This window comes from Streptomyces sp. NPDC093600, from assembly GCF_044764755.1.
Lineage (GTDB): Bacteria > Actinomycetota > Actinomycetes > Streptomycetales > Streptomycetaceae > Streptomyces.
In genome coordinates this window covers 41,483-60,578 of sequence record NZ_JBIWIU010000017.1, presented here as the reverse complement: position 1 = coordinate 60,578, position 19,096 = coordinate 41,483, and the positions used below count along the sequence as shown (strand labels likewise).

Below are 19,096 nucleotides of genomic sequence, written 5' to 3'. Positions count from 1 at the left end.
ACCATCAGCACACGCTGACCGCGCTCGCCGCCACCGGGGCGAGCCTGGTCATCGTCCCGGCCGGCCTGGGCGAAGGGCTGGGTCCGCTGGCCCGCTCCGGCGCCCGGATCGCGGCCGGCCCGGACGGGGCAGCGGCGCGGTTCCTGCTGGCCGCCGCGCGGGCGGCGGAGCGCGTCTCGACGCCCGGCCGGCGGGCCTTCGCCTCCCGGCGCTGGCCCCGGCCGGTCCGTCGGCTCCCGCACCAGGTCACCACTTCTCGCGCGATGTCTGACCGAGGCCGCCTGCCTACGCACCGCGCGCCGCCTCGCCCCGCGGGCGTCGGCGGTGGTGATCCTCAGCGCGAGCGAGGCCCTGCACGGCCTGGCCGCCGTCCTCGGCGGCACCCCGCACCTGCGGTTCGTCCACGAGCTGGTCACCACCGAGGACCGCCCCGCACGGTGGCTGGGCCAGCTCGCCCTCCGGGGAGAGGAGCGGGTGGTCGCGCTGTACCCGACCACGGCCGTCCGCGACCAGACCACCGCAGCCTTCCCCCACCTGCCCGGCGAAGTGCGGGCGTTCGCGGTCGACGACGGGCGGCGGCTGACGCAGGCGGAACGCGACGGCGGCCGGACCGCCTTCGCCATTCCCGACGACGCAACGGCGGTGTGCGTGGTCGGCGGCTGGTGGCCGTACAAGGACATCGCCGTCATCGACGCCGCCCTCGCCCGCCTCACCACTCCGCTGCACGTCCTGGTGTGCGGCACCCCTCTGGACGACGCCGTCCTCGCCCGCTGGCACCGACTGCCCCAGGTCCGCCTCCACACCGTGCCCGGTCCGGTCGCCGACGAGATCCTGCGGCTCGTCTACGGCGCCGCCGACGCGGCCTTCGTCGCCCGGCACGCGGGCGTGGGCAAGGAGTCGGGGCTCGTCATGGACGCCGCCCGCCTCGGTGTTCCGCTCCTTGTCTCCGACCACGACCCCGACCTGACTGCCCGGCTCGCCGGCCAGCCGTGGGTCCGGTCCTTCCCGGCCGGCGACGCCGGCGCGCTCGCCGAGACGCTGGACAAGCTCTCGGCCGAGGTCCCCGCCCGGCCGGGGCCGTCGGCACGGGCGGTGCTGGACCTGTCCCCGGCGGCCGAGCAGGCCGCCTTCCTCACCACCACCTACGCCCGCCTGCTCAAGGAGTGCCGCCGATGACGTTCATCCCTCCCACCCCGGTCGCGGTCGTCGGCCCCGTCGAGCCCGCGCTGCTGGCCGCCTGGACCGCCCACTACCGCCGGCTCGGCATCGAACGGTTCCTCCTCGCCTTCCACTTCCCCGACGCCCAGCGCCACGAGCTTCTCGCCGCCAGCCACGCTCTCGGCATCGTCCCCACCCAGGTCAGCACCGGCCCGTGGCACGAGCACACCTACACCCTGCTGCGCGACGGGCTGCGCGAGAAGGCCGGGCCCGGCTGGCACCTGATCGCCGACGCCGACGAGTTCCAGACCTACCCCGCCCCGCTGGCCGACGTGATCGGCCAGGCCGAGGATGCCGGACGGAAGGTGGTGGGCGGGCTGATGCTCGACCGCGTCGCGGCCGACGGGAGCCTCGCCCCCTGGCGCCCGGGCCCCGGGCTGGAGCGGGCCTTCCCCCTCGGCGGGCACCTCACCCACCGGCTACTCCAGGGCGACCCGCGCAAGATCGTCCTCGCCCACTCCTCGGTGACCGTGGCCTCCGGCAACCACCGCGCCTCCGGCCACAAGCCGGACCCGGACACGCTCGCGTGTGTGCACCACTTCAAGTGGCGCTCGGGCGTCCTGGACGACCTGCGCCGACGCGTCGAGCGGTTCTCCTCCGGCACCTGGGTCGAGCACACGCCGGCCGTCCGCAGCGAGGCGTCTCGCCTGCTGGAGCACACCGGCCGGCACTCCGGCCGCATCGACGTCGCCGACCCCCGCCTCGCCTTCCGCCACGTCACCCTCGACCGGCTCCCCGACGGCTGGGCCGCCGAGGCAGCCATGATCACCATCGGCTGGCGCCCGCCGGCGCCTCAGAACCAGCCCGGCTCCACGATCTCCTCGCCCTCGCCCTGAGGCTCCTCGAACCGCGCGAAGAAGTCGTCCAGCGCCTCCGGCGTCACGAGCAAGGCATTCGCGTCCCCACGAGCGTTGCGTTCCGCCAGCCGGCGCAGCAGCTCGTCACGGGTCACGGGGAAGTACAGCAGCCGCCACCGCCCGCCGGCCGACTCCACCAGCGTCTTCATCGCCTCGCGGTCCTTGCGAGGCCACAGCCCGTGGTCCCACACCACGTCCCGCCCCTCCGCAACCAGCTCGGCCAGCCGCTCGTGCAGCTCGGCGACAACCGGAGCCTCTTTCTCGAAATAGGTGTTCTCCGGGTAGTCGACGCCGTACCGGCCGTGCCGCTCGAAGACCACCTCGTCCACCGACAGCCGCACCGCCCCCCGAGGCTCCAGCACCCGCTGGGCATAGGTCGTCTTCCCCGATCCGGTGAGCCCCACCAGCAGGAAGACCGTCGGAGCCCCGCTCTCGACCACCATCAACTCCCCTCAGCTTCGCCGTCGTTCCCGGCAGTCTGCCACCGCTGGCCAGGCCGGACTCCCGATCCCGGCCGCCGCCACCCGAAGGAGCCGTCCGTGCCCGCCTCCGCCCTCGCCCGCATGCTGCGCGCTTACGTCCGCTACGCCCCCGGCACCCTCGGCAAGGCCCGGCTCGTCGACCACTTCCTCGACGAGCACCTGCGTACCCACCCCGTGCATGCCACTGTCCGGCTGCGGTCCGGCGACACGGTTCCCGTCACCACCAGCGACGTCATCCAGCGCTTCCAGTACCTGTTCGGCGAGTGGGAGCCCAACCTGTCGGCCTTCCTGCGCGACCGGCTCCGCCCCGGGGACACCTTCATCGACGTCGGCGCCCACCGCGGCGCCTTCAGCCTCCTGGCCTCCCACGCCGTCGGGCCCCACGGCCGCGTCGTCGCCATCGAACCCCACCCCCGCTTCCACGACGACCTGGCCGTCGTAGCCGCCGCCAACCATCGCACCAACATCCGCACCGTCCGCTCCGCCGCCTCCGACTCCACCGGCGTCGTGGTCCTGTACGTGGAGGACCCCTCCAACCTGGGCCACACCACCGCCGTCCGCCCCCGCCACGTCCACGCGACCGTCGAGGTCCCCACCGCGTCCCTGGCCGATCTGGTAGGCCGGGCCGACCTCGCGACCGCGCGCGTCATCAAGATCGACGTCGAAGGCGCCGAAGCCGCCGCGGTCCGCGGACTCACCCCCGCGCTCCCGCACCTGCGCGACGACGCCGAACTCGTCATCGAGGTCACCCCCCCCGGCTCCTGGCCAAGCAGGGCGAGAGCGCCGCCGCCATCATCGCCACCCTGCGTGAGCACGGCTTCCACCCGTACACGCTCACCAACGACTACGACCCGGCCACCTACCCCCGGGCCATGTGCCGGCCGCAGCCGCCCATCCGGTGCACCACGACCCCGAAGGACATGACCGACCTGGTCTTCTCCCGCACCGACGCCACCCGCCTCCCGCTCTCGCCCTGAGCAGGTTCGGCGCGCAGCGCGACGGTGATTCGGTTTGTGGTCATCGCGCTCTTCAGCTGGTCAGTTCCGGCAGCATGCCGGGCACGAGGCCGGGGGAGAGGCGAGTGAAGTACTCGGTCCGGATGAGCGGCTCGCGGTCGACGGGAGCGAGACGGGAGAGGATGCCGGGCAAAGGGCGTTCCCTGGCGACTTGGCTCCTGTGGGCGAGGATGGCTCTCCACTTCTGGTCGAGGTAGCTGCCCACGTCGACCGCCGTGGTGACCTGCTCGTCCGGGACGCTCAGTGTTGTCTTGCCGACCCGCTTCATGAGCGCGCTCAGCGTCCCGGCACGCGAGTGCGGGTGCGTGGCCGCGTACAGGGCCTGGGGGTGCCAGGGCGGTCCCGCGTCCGGGTAGCGGTGTTCGAGGCTGGCGGCGTGAAAAGCGAGGACGGTCGCCTGGTGGGTGCGGACGTGATCGGGATGCCCGGTCTGCTGACCGTACGCGTCGTGGGTGATCATGATCTGCGGGCGTACCGCCCTGATGTGCGCGACGATCGCCTCGGCCAGCTCGTCGATCGGCGCGTCGCACAGCCGCGGGCGGCCGGGGGCCGACTCGGGGACGCGCGCATCGGCGTAGCCGAGCATCCGCGGTTCCCCGGCGCCGAGAACAGCCAAGGCATCGGCCAGCTCTGCGGCTCGATGGGTATCGGAGGCCCACGTCGCAGTGACGACGGCCGTGTCCGCTCCTGCGGCGGCGTGCTGCGCCAGGACGCCTCCTGCCAGCAGCGCTTCGTCGTCGGGATGGCCGAAGACGGCGAGGAGTGAAGGGCGCGATGGGCGGGCCATGACGGGGCTCCTTTCCTGAGGTGGTGGCCGCCGGGCTAGGCGAGGCGGGTGTTGTAGGGCTGGAAGTCGGCGGGCGGGTGGTCGAGGGGGAGTTCCTGCTTCCACGCCGTCAGGCACTGGCTGCTTGGCACGAAGAGGGGCTGGGGCAGCGCGTCGAGGCTCCAGAACCGCCACGACCCGATGGTTTTCTCCAACTCCTGTGGTGTGCCGGACCAGCGGGTGATCAGCGCGGGCACCGTGAGCCGCAGGACGCCGCCCACATGGTCGAGAAGCGTGCCGAGCACCTGCACGTCGCCGGGCTGCGCGATCAGGCCGGTTTCCTCGGCGAGCTCTCGGATCACGGCCTCGGCGAACGTCTCGCCCGGCTCCAGCGATCCGCCGGGCATTTCCCATGTGCCGAGCCTGTGGCGCCCCAGCAGGACGCCGTCCGGGCCGTGCACGATGATGCCGACCCCCAGCGCTGCGTGGGGTGCGGGCGGCGCCGACGTCCGGGGCCGGCTGCGGATCCGTTCCGGGCGGCGAGCTGCGTACAGCCGGTACGACAGGGGCTGGTCGGGCTGCGGGGAGTCGATCGTCGTGACCGTCTCCATGACAAGGCCGTGGTCGACGAGGAGGTCCTCCCACAGCTGCGGTTCGAGGACCCACATGTGCATCTGGTGCTCAATGTCCGTGCCAGGGAGCCGCAGGATTTCGGGGCGGGCCGTGACGGAGACGGAGGGACCGTCGCCGTTCGAGTTGGTGTGCAGCGCGCTGAACAGAAGCCAGCCACCGGGCCTGAGGCTGTTGGCCAGGGCGGGCAGAAGGCGGTGCGGATCCACGAAGGGCACGCCGCTGACGGAGTAGATCAGATCGTAGGGCTCGGCTTCCCGCAGTGGTCGACGGCGTCGGCGCACACCAGACGCAGGCCGGGGGTGTCGGGGTAGCGGGTGAGGGCGCGCTGGTGCTGGGTGGGGGAGGCGTCGACGGCGGTGACGTCGGCGCCGAGGGCGGCCAGGTGAGCTGCGTATCGGCCAACTCCGGATCCCAGGTCCAGGACGCGCAGGCCGGCGACCTCGCCGAGCACGCTGATTCCGGGCCCGGCCTGCGACATGTCCCAGGCCCATTCGTCCAGTTCCGGCAGGTCGAAGGTCCGGCTGAGCTGATGGCGGCCGTAGAGGGTCCAGATCTCGCCGATGGTTTTCTCGACGTCCGGCACGAGGTACTTCCATTCGTTCGCGGGCGGATGATCAGGGGCGCAGGGCGTAGCAGCGCAGGACGTCGAGGTCGGCGGTCCGCGCGACGGACCAGCCGGCCGTGAGCAGTTCGGCGTCCGAGGGCGAGATGCCGAGTCCGAGGAGGGTCGGGTTGGTGGTCGTGCGTTGGCCGGCGAACTCGGTGACGACCCAGAAGATTCCGCCGGGCGCGAGGAGGCGGCGGACCCGGCTGAGGAAGCCGGGCTTGTCGTCCATCCACCGGTAGACCAAGCGGCAGGTGATGACGGCGTAGGCCGCGTCCGGGAGCGTCGTGAGGTCGCCGGTGGCGATGTCCGCGCACTGCCACGTCGGTCCGGGCGTGGTGTCCTGGGAGGCGGCGAGGGCGATGGCGCTGGGGGAGCAGTCGATGCCGGTCGTGCGGTAGCCGAGCTCGTGGTGGAGGTGGCGGGCGAGGCCGCCGTCGCCGCTGCCGATGTCGAGGGCGGGGCGGCCCTCGCCGGGGCCGAGGTGCTCGGCCATCAGCTGCTTCTCGGCCTGGCACAGCGGCCGGTAGCGCCGGCCGCCCTCGGCCCAGAGTGGCTCCCAGAAGGCCGGGCTCGCGGTGGATGCGATGGCGGTCACGAGGTTCCCTTTCGGGCGGGCGGCACGGCCGCCGGGGCGGGCAGGACGGGCATGGCTCGCAGAGCGCGTACGGGGGAGGCCAGCAGCAGGAGGACCGGCACGACCTGGAGGAGAGCGCCGACGGCGAGGACGGCCGGCACGTCCAGGACGAGCGCGAGTGTGCCGGCGGTCGCGGTGGCCAGGGGGCGGCTTCCGGCGGTCACGGTGGTGCTGACCGCCTGCATCCGGCCCTGAAAGGTCGGGTCGCACAGGATCTGGCGCAGGGTGCGCTGGCTGACTCCTGCCGCTGTCGCCCAGAACAACTGGACGGTGAGCGTCGCGGCCAGGACGATCCGCCAGCCGCGGCCGGGCCCGGCCAGCAGGAGCGGCACCTGGGCGAGGGGGCTGACCGCGAACCCGGTGATGATCACCGGGCCGACGCCGAACCGGTCCGTCATCCGTGAGGTGAGCAGCGCACCGGCCAGACTGCCCATACCTCCGGCACCCATGATCACCCCGAACGCGGTCGGGGAGACACCGAGCGCGGTGAGCAGGTTTGTTTCTGCAGAGCCCGTGTCCCCCGCAGGTCGTGTCGCTTTACAGGACGGCTGCTGCCGTGGGTCGTGTCGCGTTGCGGTAGCGCATCGTGTTGCCGTCCTCGTCCGGCCTTGTGAGGAAGGGCACACAACTGACGATGTAAGTGGCCGTGTCGCACGGCATGTTGGATGGGCACCGAACGATCCCGGGAAATGTTCCCGTTGCACGGCGGACCGGCGCCGCAGGGCCATCGCGCATCGACTGCGCGCGGAAATAGACGGACGAAGATGTCCGAGAATCGGCGGGACAAGGTCGGCAGCATGGCTGCTGATGCGGTGTGCGCACTGGCCCGGTAGCGCGATGGGTGCTGAGCTGGGGTCACTGCGTTGCGCTCTGGATGCCGAGGACGTCGTACAGGTGCTGGCCGTGCGCCCACTTCTTCAGTTCGGGTCGGCCCATGAGGATGAGCTGATGGTGCTGAGCGAAGTCGATCGCCGGCTGGGTGAAGCCGTTGAGGGCGATCATGATCGGGACGTCTGCTCCGTGGTGCAAGCGGGCTGTCCCGTTGAACTTCTGGACGTGTCCTGAGCCGACCGTGTTCTGGTACTGCTTGCACTGCAGGATCAGGAGACGGTCTTCGTCGTCACGGGCGGTGACGTCAACGCCGAGGTCCCCAGCGCCGCCGACCCGGCGCGCACCTCGGAAGCCGTCCCGGGCCAGGAGATCAGCGCACGCCTGCTCGAAGCCTGTGGCGCTCATCGCGGCAAGCTGCTTCATCTTGAAAGTCAGCACGTCCGGGTCGGGCGCATCGTCAAGCGGCGCCACGAACGTGTCGTCCGGGCCGGCATAGGTATAGGTGTGGGGGCCGAACACGAACAGCAGGAGCTTGCAAAGCAGGACGAGCAAGACCACGCCCCCGACCACGATGAGCCCGCTCCACCAGGGATGATCGGTGATCAGGCCCCACAGGTCCACGGTGATCCACCGGCTGACGTCCTCGGTGAGCCACTCCCACAGCATCTTGCCGACGGCCAGCGCAAGAACTGTGTACAGCAGGAACTTCAGCGTCGGATCGAGTGACCCGTCTTCGTCGAACACCACACCCCCAGACATGTCGGATGATGATCAGCGAGCCTGCCGGTCAAGCTGCGCGCTTGAACCTGCTGGTGCGGGAGCGCGCGGACAGACCGAGGAGCTCGTGCAGGGCCGCTCCGTTCTCAGCCCAACGCCTCAACTTCTCGCGGTCGACCCAGTGGACGCCGTGCCGGTCACCCCACGCCATGGCGTCCCGGGTGAAGGTGCCGTTGGTGACGACGACAGCGTGATGGGCTTTGTGAGCGGGCCCGGCTGTCCCCTTCACCGCGTACATCACCGACGACCCGACCTTTCCACCAACGCGGGTGTGCTTGGCCTGCACGACGATCCGGCCGCGCTGCGGATGGTCACCGATGACGTCGGCGGCCTGGTCCCCGCCGCCACCGACCCTCCGGGCCGGCCAGCCGTCTCGGATCAGCAGATCCCGCAGCGCGTGCTCGAAGCGCCGGTCGTCCATCGCGTCGACATCTGCGAGGGTGATGCGCAGGGTGGCAAGCCGCGCCCTGTCCAGGCGCCGCGTTGCGGCCGCCTGCCTGACTCGCCAGGCAGCGACGGCCCCCGCGAGCAGAACAAGGCCCAGCAGTGCCGGCCAGGCTTCCTCGAGGGTGTCAGTCGCGGCGTTGACCATCCGCGCAACCAGGACCAGCACGGCCAGGGCCACGATGCCTGCGGAGAACATCTCGGCCGGACCGCGCGGGCGCCGTAGGCGCAACCGTCCCATCAGCGGACGGCCGGCGCGCTGGTGGCCGACTGCGGGTTCGCCGGCGGCGTCTTGGTTGCCGCCTCCCCGAAGCCGAATAACTGTCCCCACAGCCAGACACCTGCCAACAGGCCGGCGATCATCCAGCCGCTCATCCGCTTCGCGCTCCTGGGCTTTGGATTGCGACGGATGTGTCCGCGAACGTAGTGGAACCCGTCCGGTACCTTCGACATGCCTTCCCCTCCCGCCGTCGGCCGCCATGTGCGCCCGCTCAAGAAATCGGTGTAGCAGCGGGCACTGACAGAAACTGATGGATCATCACGGCCTGGAGCTCGGCCAGGGCGCCATCTGGCCACGTACCGCATCCGGGCGGGCCGCATCTGAGACCGGCCGCCTGAAGCGGCTGACCTTGGATAACGTGCTTCCCCGTCCTGGTACGGCCTCCTCAAGGCCCCTGCTGGGCTTCGTCTGGGTGGCGTGCTGAGTGTGCTCCACCTGCGGAAACCGTCCGGGCCGTGCCCGGCTTGTGGACTGTTGAGGAATGGCGAAATACGGCGGGGCGCGTAGTTGCTGTGGTGCGCCGGAGCCGCCCCCTTGGGCACCTTCTGGTCTGCGGAAGGGGGATCGGACGGTCGGCGCCGGGGCTCCAGGTATGGTGCCCGTCCGGGCCGGCCCCCTCCGGCAGTCGGTGAGCCGCCAGGGCGGGGACCGTACGGCGGCAATCCTCGGCCGCCTCCGGTGCGCCCTGGGCCTTATTCAGCGTGTGAGGGCGGCTGTCAGGCGGCGGCTTCTGGCTCAGAAAGGGAAGCAGCCCATCAGCCGGGCCGCGGTCACGGTGCCTACCAGCTGCACGTGGTCGGCATCGCGCTCGATCACCGCGATCAGCGGGCTGGGCGTGCGGGCCATGAGAGCGGCCACCTCCATGGGCAGTGCGTCCGGGCCAACGTACGGGGGCGGGAACAGCTGGCGTGGCAGCCACTCTGCGACGGTGAGCCCTTCGAGCCGTTCCGCGATCTCCGCATCAGCGCGGCCGCCGATGGCAGGGGCCAGCAGGGGGTCGTCCACCACGTATTCGGGAAGTGCCTGGCGCAGTACCTGGGAGCCGGGCACGATCGCGTATGGCCCGCCGTCCGCGTCGAGCACGAGCAGAGCAGGCAGCGACTTCTCCGCAAGCATCCGCGCCGCAGCCACCGCGTCGTCGTCGGTCGTGACGAAGGGGTACGGCTCGGCCAGATTACGGGCGCGCACAACCGCCTCCTCGCCCTTTGAGGTCCAGGCGTGACGGCAACCAGAGTGATAGCCGCACTCGGCCGGGACGACGTCCCACCACGACTCGCCCTTGATCACCGGGGCTTCGACGCCGCAGGCCGGGTACGTCGCGTGCCTTTCACCCGCTGCCCGGTTCGCGGGCGGACCTTTACCTCTCCACCATACGAGTTCAGGCCCTCGGCACGCGTCCGCGACGGGTCAGGGCACCGGGCAAGCGCCCGGCGGCCGATGGCGGCATCTACGCCCTGTGAATCGCCGCCGACCAGTGCATGCGGAGGGGCGACATGGCCATGGCCTGTCGTGCTCTGAGAGGCAGGTCGGCACCCCTGTTCACAGCCTGGGTCGGTTCTGCACGCCCGCTGCCGGCCGCCCCGGCTGAGGGGCGGCCGAAGATGGGTGTCCGCCCCGATGCACGCGATTGGCGGGGCGGGTGATGGTGAGGTGGAGGAGCACTCCTGATGCCTCTCGGCGTCGGCTCGTAGCGCGGCGCCGGGTTGGCAGCCTGCGTGTTCGTGGCCACGGCACGAACGGAGTCCGCGCCGATGACTACTTTCCCGCGTCCCCTCTTCCGTGGTGACCGGCTCGTCCTGTTCCGCCGTGACGTCGGTGTGGTGCCGCCGTGAGCGTGACGATGTGGTTGGCCTTGGCGGTCTTCGGCATCGTCTATGTGCTGATCGCGACCGAGCGGGTTCACCGGGTGGCTGCTGCGCTCGGGGGTGCGGTGGTCATGCTGGTCCTCGGGGTGACCAGCGCCGAGCACGCGTTCTTCTCCAAGCGTGCGGGGATCGACTGGGACGTCATCTTCCTGCTGCTCGGCATGATGCTGATTGTCGCCGTCCTCAAACGGACCGGCATTTTCGAGTACGTGGCGATCTGGGCGGCGAAACGTGCCCGCGGGCGGCCGTATCGGCTGATGGTCCTGCTGATCCTGGCGACCGCGTTCCTGTCCGCGTGGCTGGACAACGTCACCACCGTCCTGTTGCTCGCGCCGGTGACGATCGTGGTGTGCAGGCGGCTGGGCCTGCCGACTGTGCCGTACCTGATCGCCGAGGTGATGGCATGCAACATCGGCGGCGCCGCCACCCTGATCGGTGACCCGCCCAACATCATGATCGGCTCGCGGGCCGGGCTGTCCTTCAACGACTTCCTGCTCCACATGGCACCGATCGCCACGCTGCTGGTCGTCGTGTTCGCGGTGATGGCCCGGTGGATGTTCCGCTCCGCCTTTGTGTACGACGCCAAACGGGCGGCGCAGGTAATGGAGATGCGCGAGCGGGACGCGATTAAGGACAGGCGGCTGCTGGCTGTCAGCGGCGCGGTCATCGTGATCGTGATGGTCTGCTTCGTGCTCCACACCACGCTGCACCTGGAGCCTTCCGTGGTGGCCATCAGCGGCGGCTTGGTGCTCCTGGCCCTCTCCCGGCTCAACGCCAGGGACGTCGCGCGCGATGTGGAGTGGGAGACGCTAGCGTTCTTCACCGGCCTGTTCGTCATGGTCGGCGCGATGGTGCAGATCGGGGTGATCACCGACCTCGGGCAGGCCGCCGCCCGGGCGACCGAGGGGCAGTTGTTCGGGGCGTCGATGGCACTGCTGTTCGGCTCGGTGGTGCCCTCGGCCGTGATCGACAACATCCCCTTCGTCGCCTCCGTCAGCCCGGTCGTCTCCGAGATAGTCACAGCCTCCGGCGGCCTGGAACACGCCGCGGTGCTGTGGTGGTCCTTCGCGCTGGGGGCCGACCTGGCCGGTAACGCCACGATCATCGCGTCCTCCGCCAACGTCGTGACCGTCGGCATCGCCGACCGCGCGGGCCATCACATCTCGTTCTGGCAGTTCAGCCGGTACGGGCTGGTCGTCACCGCTGTCACCACTGCTATCGCCGGCCTGTATGTGTGGCTGCGCTACTTTGCGCTCGCCTGAACCCCGAGCCCACGCTGAGGAGGTGGGGACCATGCCCGAATCCGACGACGAGAAGATCGCCGATCTGGAAGCCGTCCTCTGGCACGACGATCCACGGTTCGCCCGCGGTTTGGGCAAGGGCCGCCCCCGGCGGCCCCGGGAGTACCGGCGGGGTCGTGCCTGGCTCGCTTTGGCGATCGCGCTCGCCGCTGTGGTTACCGGTGTCGTCTTGCCGCAGGGACTGCTGCTCGCGGCGGGCCTGGTCATGACCGCGATGGCGGTGAACCTCTTCGAGTCCGCCCGCGGGCGCCGTATTCGGCCGCCCGGGTCATGAGCCGGTTCGGGGCCGTACGTCAGGAGTAACGGTGACGCTGCAGCAGCTGTACCTGGTCCTGCTGGTCGGCGGCACGGTGCTCATGGCCAGCATCGTCGCCGCGCGCGCCGCGCACCGGATCGGTCTGCCCAGCCTGCTGTTCTTCCTTGCGGTCGGAGTCCTCGCCGGTGAGGACGTCATCGGCATCGAGTTCGACGACGCGCAGTTCGCGCAGTCCCTCGGGACCGCCGGCCTGGCGGTCATTCTCGTCGAAGGCGGCCTGACCACCCAGTGGGCCGACGTTCGGCGCCTGCTGGCACCGGCCGGAGTCCTGGCTACCGCCGGTGTCGCCGTCTCGGTCGCCGTCACCGGTGCCGGAGCGCACTTCCTTCTCGGCATGGACTGGCACCTGGCCCTTCTGCTCGGCGCGATCGTCTCCTCCACCGATGCCGCCGCCGTCTTCGCCGTGCTGCGCTCTCTGCCGCTGCCCCAGAAGGTCACCGGGCTGCTGGAGGCGGAATCCGGATTCAACGACGCCCCGACCATCATCCTGGTGCTGGTGTTCTCCACCGCGGCGGCCGACCTGCCCGAGCCCGCCTACATCGCCGGGAACGTGATCTACCAGCTGGTGGTCGGCGGTGTGCTGGGGCTGGTGGTCGGCCGGATCGGGGTTGCGGCGCTGCGGCACATCGCCCTGCCCGCCACCGGCCTCTATCCACTGGCCACCGTCGGTTTCGGCATCATCGCCTTCGCCGCGGGCGGCGCCGTGAACGCCAGCGGCATCATCGCCGCCTACCTGGCCGGGCTGGTCCTGGGGAACTCCAGCCTCCCGCACCGGGCCGCGACCCGCTCGTTCGCCGAGGGCACCGGCTGGCTCGCCCAGATCGGCCTGTTCGTCATGCTCGGCCTGCTCGTCGACCCCAGCGAACTCCCCTCAGCCGTCCTGCCCGCCCTCGGCGCCGGCCTCGTCCTCCTGCTCGTCGCACGGCCGGTGTCGGTCGCCGCCTGCCTTGCCTTTTTCCGCACCCCATGGCGGGAGCAGGCGTTTATCTCCTGGGCCGGTCTGCGAGGCGCCGTCCCCATCGTGCTCGCGACCTTCCCCATCGTCGCGGCCGTCGACGGCGCCCGGCACCTGCTCAACATCGTCTTCGTCCTCGTGGTGGTCTTCACTCTGATCCAGGGCCCCGCCCTGCCCACCGTGGCCCGCAGACTGGGGCTGACCCGCCCCGGCGCGCTGCGCGAGATCCAGGTCGAAGCCGCGCCCCTGGACATCCTGGACGCCGACCTCCTCACCGTCGCCATCCCGCCCGGCTCACGGCTCCACGGCGTCACCGTCGCCGAGCTCCGCCTGCCACCACCCACGGTGATCACCCTCATCGTCCGCGACGGCATCACCCTCGTTCCCCGTCCGGAGACTGTCCTGCAAACCGGTGATGAGCTGCTCCTGGTCACCACACCCAGCGTGCGGGGAGCCGCGGAACAGCGCCTGCGTGCCATCGGTCGGCGGGGCAAACTCGCCCGCTGGCTCGGCGAGCACGGACACCTCGAACCACCGCCCCGAGTGGCGGAGGGTGAGTGATCAGCGCCTGCGGCGGCGGGCAGCGATACGGCAGGTCAGATACACGATGCTCACCGGCCACAGCACGATCAGAACGGTCAGAGTGGCCGCGCTGGAGACGGGGTGCCGTTCCGTGTCGGCCTGCCAGTTGGGGCTACGCATCATGATGCGTGGGAGGTGGCGGGCGAAGCTGATGGCGCCGCCGAGGTAGACGGCCAGGGCAGCGAGCAGCAGCACGGTGTCCGTGTTGGTGAGCGCCGCCCAGTCGTCCTCGCTCACGCGCGGCCGGCCGGGCCCTGGTCAGGTACGGCCTCCGGCTGCTTCGCCGGGGACGGCATCGTGGCCGGGCGCGGCCCGTCAGGGGTGCGGCGCTTGCTGATCCAGGCGGCCACGGGCTCGGTGTAGCGGGCGGTCAGAGGCCCGATCACGACCAGGATCAGAACGTACGCGGTCGCCAGCGGCCCCAGCGCCGGTTCGATGCCGGCGGTGACGGCGAGACCGGCAATCACGATGGAGAACTCACCGCGGGCGACCAGGGTGCCGCCGGCACGCCAGCGGCCCTTGACGCCGACCCCGGCGCGCTTCGCTGCCCAGTACCCGGTGGCGATTTTCGTGAGGGCGGTGACGACGGCCAGCGCGAGCGCGGGCAGCAGCACGGGCGGGATGCTGGCCGGGTCGGTGTGCAGGCCGAAGAAGACGAAGAACACCGCGGCGAACAGGTCCCGCAGCGGGCTCAGCAGCGTGTGGGTGCCCTCGGCGACCTCGCCGGACAGGGCGATGCCGACCAGGAACGCACCGACGGCGGCGGAGACCTGGAGCTGCTGCGCGATGCCGGCCACCAGCAGGGTCAGGCCGAGGACCACGAGAAGGAGCTTCTCGGGGTCGTCGCTGGAGACGAACCGGGAGATCAGCCGTCCATAGCGGACGGCGACGAACAGCACTGCACCGGCGACGCCGAGGGCGATCGCCAGGGTGGCGCTGCCGGCCGCCAGGCTCACCCCTGCCAGCAGGGCGGTGATGATCGGCAGGTAGACGGCCATGGCGAGGTCCTCGAGGACCAGGATGCTGAGAATGACCGGGGTCTCGCGGTTGCCGAGGCGGCCCAGGTCGCCCATCACCTTGGCGATGACCCTGGAGGACGAGATCCAGGTCACCCCGGCGAGCACCACCGCGGCGACCGGCCCCCAGCCCATCAGCAGCGCGGCCACCGCACCGGGCACGGCGTTCAAGGTGAAGTCGACCAGGCCCGCCGGGTACTGCGTCTTGAGGTTGGAGACCAGGTCACTGGCGGTGTACTCCAGCCCCAGCATCAGCAGGAGCAGGATGACGCCGATCTCGGCGCCGATCGCGACGAACTCCTCGCTGGCGGGCAGCGGAAGCAAGCCGCCCTCGCCGAAGGCGAGACCGGCCAGCAGGTACAGCGGGATCGGCGAGAACTTGAGCCGGCCCGCGACCCGGCCCAGCAGGCCGAGACCGAGGATGATCGCACCGAACTCGATCAGAAACACAGCGGAGTGCACAGGCGTCACTCCCGACCGAGTATCGCGGCGGCCGCGTCGACGCCCTCACGGGTGCCGATCACGATGAGGGTGTCCCCGCCGGCGAGGCGGAAATCCGGTGCAGGGGAGGGCCGGGCCTCGGCCCGGCGCAGGACCGCGACCACCGACACCCCAGTCTCGGTGCGCATCCGGGTCTCGCCCAGCACGCGGCCATTCCAGTACGAGTGGGCGGACAGTTCGATCCGCTCGGCGACCAGGCCGAGGTCGGTGGTGTGGAGCAGGTTCGGGCTGTGGTGGGCGGGCATCAGCGCGTCGATCAGGGACGCGGTCTCCGCGCCCGTGAGGTGCAGGGACTGCGCGCAGGCGTCCGGGTCGTCGGCGCGGTAGACGTTCACCGTCCGGGTTCCGTCCCGGTGGGCGATCACCGACAGGTGCCGGTGTTCGCGTGTGGTGAGGTCGTATTGGACCCCGATGCCGGGCAGTGGCGTCGTGCGCATCCGTGGAGCAGGCACAGCCCATCCCCCTCTGTTCGATCTTTGCGATGGTGGTGCGAAGCGCGGCGGGATCGGGCAGGTGATCCGGCGCGGCAAGGGGTCATGTTGCCAGGTGCGAACAGGGCCGGGATATGGGTGTCGCCACGGATGGACAAGCGGTGCCGTCCCCCGGCAGGGTGGGGCGGGGCAGTAGGTGCAACCGCAGGTCAGTGCCCGGATGACGCCCGCACGCGAGGCGGCGACAGTGAAGGTGGGGGCCCACCGAGAAAGGCACGGGACCATGTCGCTGTACTGGCGGATCTTCCTCCTCAACGCCGCCGTCCTTGTCGCGGCCGTCCTGCTGCTTCTCGGCCCCGTGACCGTCTCCACCCCCGTGCTGCTCGGCGAAGCCCTGGTCCTGCTCGCCGGGCTGGTGGCCATGCTGATCGCCAACGCTGTACTGCTGCGGATCGGCCTCGCCCCACTGCAGCGCCTGACCCGGGCCATGGCCACAGCTGACCTCCTCCAGCCCGGCCACCGCACCACGGTCACCGGCACCGGCGAGATCGCCGAACTCACGAAAACGTTCAACGCGATGCTCGGCCGCCTCGAAGCCGAACGCGCCGCCAGCTCGGGCCGGGTCCTGTCCGCACAGGAAGGCGAACGCCGGCGCATCGCCCAGGAACTCCACGACGAGGTCGGCCAGACCCTCACCGCCGTACTTCTCCAGCTCAAACACGCAGCCGACCACGCCCCCGCGCCGGTACGCGAGGACCTTCACCAGGCCCAGGAGACCACCCGCGCCAGCCTGGACGAGATCCGCCGCATTGCCCGCCGCCTGCGCCCCGGAGTGCTGGAGGAACTCGGCCTGCACAGCGCCCTGCGCGCCTTGGCCGCCGAGTTCACCACCTCCCGCCTGAGCGTGACCACCCACATCACGCCCGGCCTGCCACAGCTCGACCCGGCAACCGAACTCGTCTTCTACCGCGTCGCCCAGGAGGCGCTGACCAACACCGCCCGCCACTCCGGCGCCCGCACGGTCGAACTCCACCTGCGCCCGCTGCCCGGCGGTGGTGTGGGTCTGCTGGTCCGCGACAACGGTCGGGGACTCGGATCGGCGCCTGAAGGAGCCGGTATCCGCGGCATGCGCGAACGCGCCCTGCTTATCGGCGCGGAGCTCCTGATCGGCGCCGGACCGAGCGGCGGAACCCAAGTACGTCTGAACGTCACAGTCCACACCGCCGAAGACCACCCCCGGGAGAGCGCCCGATGACCGCACCGGCCCGCATCCTGCTCGCCGACGATCACGCCCTGGTCCGCCGCGGCGTACGCCTCATCCTCGACGCCGAACCGGACCTGACCGTCGTCGCCGAGGCGGCCGACGGAGCCGAAGCCGTCGCCCAGGCCCGCGACCAACACATCGACCTGGCCATCCTCGACATCGCCATGCCCCGCCAGACCGGACTCCAAGCCGCCCGCGAACTCGCCCGCCTCCGCCCGGGCCTGCGCACCCTGATGCTGACCATGTACGACAACGAGCAGTACTTCTTCGAAGCGCTCCGCGCTGGGGCCTCCGGCTACGTCCTGAAGTCCGTCGCCGACCGCGACCTCGTTGAAGCCTGCCGCGCTGCCCTGCGTGACGAACCCTTCATCTACCCAGGCGCCGAGACCACCCTCATCCGCACCTACCTCGACCGCGCCCGCAGAGGCGAGGCCCTGCCCGCCCGCCCCATCACCGAACGCGAGGAGGAGATCCTCAAACTCGTCGCCGAAGGCCACACCTCCAAAGAGATCGGCGACCTCCTCGTCATCAGCGCCAAAACCGTCGAGCGCCACCGCGCGAACCTGCTCCAGAAACTCGGCCTACGCGACCGCCTGGAACTCACCCGCTACGCCATCCGCGTCGGCCTCATCGAACCGTAACCAGCCTTCCACCGTCCCAACCCCTGTCCCGGAGAGCCGCACGTGCTGCTGCCTTTCGTCCTGTTCGCCGCCCTCTTGCTTCTCGCCCTGCGATACACGATCAAGGCTGCCCGCCTGCCCGACATCCCGCCCTGGCGCAGGTTCCTGCCCTTGGCCCTCCTGCTGACCGCGACCGCAGCCAGCATGCTGAGGGCCATCGACATACCTCAACCGGCCAACCTGATCGCCTTTCCACTCAACATCGCCGCCATCGCCCTGGCCTGGCGTGAACTCGCTGCCCACCGTGCTCGCACAGCCGCAGCGGGCTGAGAGCTGTCGGTGGGGGCGCCTGCGTCTCTGAGATCAGCTGCATGATCCGTACGGCGCGGTCGCTTTCTGGACGCGGGGAAGTGCCCGGATATTGGACTGGGCGGCCAGGGCCTCCCGGAGCCGTTGGATCTCCAGCTGCTGTGCGGCGATTCGGGAAAGCGCTCGCTGCTTGAACTCGCTGAGCTCGGTGAGTTGCTCCTGCCGCTCGTCGAGCCGGTCCTTCAATCCGGCTACCTGATTCTTGAGGCGTTCGACCTGGGCGGCTCGTGGGTCGGGCGTGGCGCCGGCATTGCGCAGTGCGGCCAGCCGGCGCTCGAACTCCTCGGCCAGGTGCTGGTACGGGCCGGGCCACGGGGAGCCGTCCCGGTTCTTCTTCGGGTAGAAGCCGGTGCGTGCGACCTCGACCAACGCGGCGAGGGTTTTGATGTCGCACTTGCCGCCTTCGGGTACGTCGCCGGCGAGAAGCCGGTCCATGACGGCGCGGATCGCCGCCTCGTTGCTGTGGCGGGCCTCATCAGTGATGCGGGCCATGTCATGCCCCCGATCCGACGGCGGCATCGATCTCGGACAGCACCCGTTCGTCGCGGGCGAGGTCTGCGGCGAGGCGCGCCTTCTCGGTCTTCTGCGCTCGGCCGATGGAGGCGATGAAGACCTTCTTGTTCTCCGCGCTCGCTGCCCACACCGGGCGGTGGCCGACGTGATGCGTGGCCTGCGGACAGCGGGCCGAGTCACACATGCCGATCAGGGGCGCGGTGGCGTCGCGGGCGCTACGCCCGGCGAGCTTGAGGCAGAGAGCCTTGGACGGGTCGAGGAACCAGCAGTGGTTCGCCTGCCCCAGATGCAGCACGCCCGCCCGCCTGGCGAGCAGGTTGCTCACCTCCCTGTCACTGCGCTTGACGTTCGGCGCCCCGGGCTGGCCAAGGTTGCCGTCGACGAAGTCGAAGAAGTCGATGAGCTCCTTGGCGCCGGGCCCGGCGGGCCGTAGGCCGTCCTGGTAGTCCCGGTAGGCATCCAGAATGGCGCGCATCTTGTGCTCCCGCTCTTCACGTCCGAACTCGGCCAGCAGCACGGACTGGGCTCCGCCGGGCCTATTTAATGGTGGAGTCGGGTATTGGAACTGTCTGAATGCCCCGGCAGCAGCTCCACATTGGTAGGCAGCCTGGGAGCGCGTGAGCCACCCGACGGTCGAGACATCAGATGTGCGCATTGTCATGAATCGCCCGTTTCGTCGCAGATACCCGCTGAAAAGGCTAGTTGAGGGATGGCGGAGTGCCGTTCCGTGGAGTCACCCCCACCCGGGCTCAGTCGATCGTGGCCAATAGAGCAGCGGGCGATGAGGCGCAGAAGGTAGGATCCCAATCAATTGCCGT

At 70.5% G+C, this 19,096-nt stretch carries 24 protein-coding genes; 9 read left to right on the top strand and 15 right to left on the bottom strand.

Annotated features, from left to right (window positions below; translation table 11 throughout):
• The first annotated feature begins 324 nt into the window (after positions 1–324).
• Together ACIRB4_RS29635 and ACIRB4_RS29630 are read left to right on the top strand one after the other, a co-directional pair.
• Positions 325–1,176: a hypothetical protein gene (locus tag ACIRB4_RS29635; RefSeq protein ID WP_403295465.1), complete on the top strand. Its 852-nt coding sequence runs from the start codon at positions 325–327 to the stop codon at positions 1,174–1,176.
• On the top strand, positions 1,173–2,054 hold the full coding sequence (locus tag ACIRB4_RS29630; RefSeq protein WP_403295464.1) for a glycosyltransferase family 2 protein: 882 nt from the start codon (positions 1,173–1,175) through the stop codon (positions 2,052–2,054). The genes ACIRB4_RS29635 and ACIRB4_RS29630 overlap by 4 nt, the downstream gene beginning before the upstream one ends.
• Here ACIRB4_RS29630 and ACIRB4_RS29625 read toward each other — a convergent pair.
• Positions 2,012–2,518: an AAA family ATPase gene (locus ACIRB4_RS29625; protein ID WP_403295462.1), complete on the bottom strand. Its 507-nt coding sequence runs from the start codon at positions 2,516–2,518 to the stop codon at positions 2,012–2,014. The genes ACIRB4_RS29630 and ACIRB4_RS29625 overlap by 43 nt on opposite strands.
• 96 nt (positions 2,519–2,614) lie before the next feature.
• On the opposite strand from ACIRB4_RS29625, the gene ACIRB4_RS29620 reads away from it, so the two are divergent.
• A complete protein-coding gene (locus ACIRB4_RS29620; protein ID WP_403295461.1) occupies positions 2,615–3,481 on the top strand; it encodes an FkbM family methyltransferase in 867 nt (288 codons plus the stop codon).
• A 105-nt stretch (positions 3,482–3,586) separates the two neighbouring features.
• Here the strand turns inward: ACIRB4_RS29620 and ACIRB4_RS29615 are convergent, their stop codons facing one another.
• The 9 genes from ACIRB4_RS29615 to ACIRB4_RS29575 all read right to left on the bottom strand — a co-directional run bounded on the left by ACIRB4_RS29615 (position 3,587) and on the right by ACIRB4_RS29575 (position 9,832).
• Positions 3,587–4,360 carry a PIG-L deacetylase family protein gene (locus ACIRB4_RS29615; protein ID WP_403295460.1) on the bottom strand — a complete coding sequence of 258 codons (774 nt, stop codon included), beginning with the start codon at positions 4,358–4,360 and terminating at the stop codon, positions 3,587–3,589.
• Between the two features lie 35 nt (positions 4,361–4,395).
• A complete protein-coding gene (locus ACIRB4_RS29610; protein WP_403295459.1) occupies positions 4,396–5,187 on the bottom strand; it encodes an NUDIX hydrolase in 792 nt (263 codons plus the stop codon).
• Positions 5,188–5,204: 17 nt separating this feature from the next.
• Complete coding sequence (locus ACIRB4_RS29605) at positions 5,205–5,555, bottom strand: class I SAM-dependent methyltransferase (RefSeq protein ID WP_403295458.1); 351 nt, start codon at positions 5,553–5,555, stop codon at positions 5,205–5,207.
• Positions 5,556–5,586: 31 nt separating this feature from the next.
• Positions 5,587–6,174 (bottom strand): class I SAM-dependent methyltransferase, encoded by a 588-nt coding sequence (locus tag ACIRB4_RS29600; RefSeq protein WP_403295456.1) that lies wholly within the window; start codon positions 6,172–6,174, stop codon positions 5,587–5,589.
• The gene (locus ACIRB4_RS29595; RefSeq protein WP_403295454.1) at positions 6,171–6,647 is read right to left on the bottom strand and encodes a hypothetical protein; all 477 of its coding nucleotides are present in this window, start codon (positions 6,645–6,647) and stop codon (positions 6,171–6,173) included. Before ACIRB4_RS29595 ends, ACIRB4_RS29600 begins: the two co-directional genes overlap by 4 nt.
• 421 nt (positions 6,648–7,068) lie before the next feature.
• Positions 7,069–7,791, bottom strand: coding sequence for a restriction endonuclease (locus ACIRB4_RS29590; protein WP_403295452.1), 723 nt, complete (start codon positions 7,789–7,791; stop codon positions 7,069–7,071).
• A gap of 40 nt (positions 7,792–7,831) precedes the next feature.
• Positions 7,832–8,506 (bottom strand): restriction endonuclease, encoded by a 675-nt coding sequence (locus ACIRB4_RS29585; protein ID WP_403295450.1) that lies wholly within the window; start codon positions 8,504–8,506, stop codon positions 7,832–7,834.
• Positions 8,506–8,718, bottom strand: coding sequence for a hypothetical protein (locus ACIRB4_RS29580; protein WP_403295448.1), 213 nt, complete (start codon positions 8,716–8,718; stop codon positions 8,506–8,508). Before ACIRB4_RS29580 ends, ACIRB4_RS29585 begins: the two co-directional genes overlap by 1 nt.
• 562 nt (positions 8,719–9,280) lie before the next feature.
• Complete coding sequence (locus tag ACIRB4_RS29575; protein ID WP_403295446.1) at positions 9,281–9,832, bottom strand: CBS domain-containing protein; 552 nt, start codon at positions 9,830–9,832, stop codon at positions 9,281–9,283.
• A gap of 541 nt (positions 9,833–10,373) precedes the next feature.
• Here ACIRB4_RS29575 and ACIRB4_RS29570 point away from each other — a divergent pair.
• The 3 genes from ACIRB4_RS29570 to ACIRB4_RS29560 are packed head-to-tail and all read left to right on the top strand — an operon-like array spanning position 10,374 to position 13,543.
• Positions 10,374–11,672, top strand: a complete 1,299-nt coding sequence (locus ACIRB4_RS29570) for an SLC13 family permease (RefSeq protein WP_403295444.1) — start codon at positions 10,374–10,376, stop codon at positions 11,670–11,672.
• A 31-nt stretch (positions 11,673–11,703) separates the two neighbouring features.
• Positions 11,704–11,985 (top strand): DUF3040 domain-containing protein, encoded by a 282-nt coding sequence (locus ACIRB4_RS29565; RefSeq protein WP_403295442.1) that lies wholly within the window; start codon positions 11,704–11,706, stop codon positions 11,983–11,985.
• 31 nt (positions 11,986–12,016) lie between these two features.
• Positions 12,017–13,543: a potassium/proton antiporter gene (locus ACIRB4_RS29560; RefSeq protein ID WP_403295440.1), complete on the top strand. Its 1,527-nt coding sequence runs from the start codon at positions 12,017–12,019 to the stop codon at positions 13,541–13,543.
• On the opposite strand, the gene ACIRB4_RS29555 is transcribed toward ACIRB4_RS29560, so the two are convergent.
• Genes ACIRB4_RS29555 through ACIRB4_RS29545 form a run of 3 tightly spaced genes read right to left on the bottom strand, consistent with a single transcriptional unit; the run spans position 13,544 to position 15,518 of the window.
• Positions 13,544–13,801, bottom strand: a complete 258-nt coding sequence (locus ACIRB4_RS29555; protein WP_403295439.1) for a hypothetical protein — start codon at positions 13,799–13,801, stop codon at positions 13,544–13,546.
• Positions 13,798–15,042, bottom strand: a complete 1,245-nt coding sequence (locus tag ACIRB4_RS29550; RefSeq protein WP_403295438.1) for a cation:proton antiporter — start codon at positions 15,040–15,042, stop codon at positions 13,798–13,800. The genes ACIRB4_RS29555 and ACIRB4_RS29550 overlap by 4 nt, the downstream gene beginning before the upstream one ends.
• A 5-nt stretch (positions 15,043–15,047) precedes the next feature.
• Positions 15,048–15,518, bottom strand: coding sequence for a cation:proton antiporter regulatory subunit (locus tag ACIRB4_RS29545; protein WP_387898273.1), 471 nt, complete (start codon positions 15,516–15,518; stop codon positions 15,048–15,050).
• A 277-nt stretch (positions 15,519–15,795) separates the two neighbouring features.
• Between ACIRB4_RS29545 and ACIRB4_RS29540 the strand changes: the two genes are divergently transcribed.
• Genes ACIRB4_RS29540 through ACIRB4_RS29530 form a run of 3 tightly spaced genes read left to right on the top strand, consistent with a single transcriptional unit; the run spans position 15,796 to position 17,726 of the window.
• Entirely contained in the window at positions 15,796–16,767 is a 972-nt protein-coding gene (locus ACIRB4_RS29540; RefSeq protein WP_403295437.1) for a histidine kinase, read from the top strand.
• Complete coding sequence (locus ACIRB4_RS29535; protein WP_403295436.1) at positions 16,764–17,417, top strand: response regulator; 654 nt, start codon at positions 16,764–16,766, stop codon at positions 17,415–17,417. Before ACIRB4_RS29540 ends, ACIRB4_RS29535 begins: the two co-directional genes overlap by 4 nt.
• 42 nt (positions 17,418–17,459) lie before the next feature.
• A complete protein-coding gene (locus tag ACIRB4_RS29530) occupies positions 17,460–17,726 on the top strand; it encodes a hypothetical protein (protein WP_403295434.1) in 267 nt (88 codons plus the stop codon).
• A 33-nt stretch (positions 17,727–17,759) separates the two neighbouring features.
• Here the strand turns inward: ACIRB4_RS29530 and ACIRB4_RS29525 are convergent, their stop codons facing one another.
• Positions 17,760–18,257: a hypothetical protein gene (locus tag ACIRB4_RS29525; RefSeq protein ID WP_403295432.1), complete on the bottom strand. Its 498-nt coding sequence runs from the start codon at positions 18,255–18,257 to the stop codon at positions 17,760–17,762.
• Position 18,258: 1 nt separating this feature from the next.
• A complete protein-coding gene (locus ACIRB4_RS29520; protein WP_403295431.1) occupies positions 18,259–18,795 on the bottom strand; it encodes a hypothetical protein in 537 nt (178 codons plus the stop codon).
• Positions 18,796–19,096: the final 301 nt, after the last annotated feature.

Coding starts and splice junctions, on each gene's coding strand:
- ACIRB4_RS29630 (WP_403295464.1), top strand. CDS start 1,173: ATGACGTTCATCCCTCCCACCCCGGTCGCGGTCGTCGGCCCCGTCGAG.
- ACIRB4_RS29625 (WP_403295462.1), bottom strand. CDS start 2,518: ATGGTGGTCGAGAGCGGGGCTCCGACGGTCTTCCTGCTGGTGGGGCTC.
- ACIRB4_RS29615 (WP_403295460.1), bottom strand. CDS start 4,360: ATGGCCCGCCCATCGCGCCCTTCACTCCTCGCCGTCTTCGGCCATCCC.
- ACIRB4_RS29595 (WP_403295454.1), bottom strand. CDS start 6,647: ATGGGCAGTCTGGCCGGTGCGCTGCTCACCTCACGGATGACGGACCGG.
- ACIRB4_RS29585 (WP_403295450.1), bottom strand. CDS start 8,506: ATGGGACGGTTGCGCCTACGGCGCCCGCGCGGTCCGGCCGAGATGTTC.
- ACIRB4_RS29580 (WP_403295448.1), bottom strand. CDS start 8,718: ATGTCGAAGGTACCGGACGGGTTCCACTACGTTCGCGGACACATCCGT.
- ACIRB4_RS29565 (WP_403295442.1), top strand. CDS start 11,704: ATGCCCGAATCCGACGACGAGAAGATCGCCGATCTGGAAGCCGTCCTC.
- ACIRB4_RS29545 (WP_387898273.1), bottom strand. CDS start 15,518: ATGCGCACGACGCCACTGCCCGGCATCGGGGTCCAATACGACCTCACC.
- ACIRB4_RS29540 (WP_403295437.1), top strand. CDS start 15,796: ATGTCGCTGTACTGGCGGATCTTCCTCCTCAACGCCGCCGTCCTTGTC.
- ACIRB4_RS29535 (WP_403295436.1), top strand. CDS start 16,764: ATGACCGCACCGGCCCGCATCCTGCTCGCCGACGATCACGCCCTGGTC.
- ACIRB4_RS29525 (WP_403295432.1), bottom strand. CDS start 18,257: ATGGCCCGCATCACTGATGAGGCCCGCCACAGCAACGAGGCGGCGATC.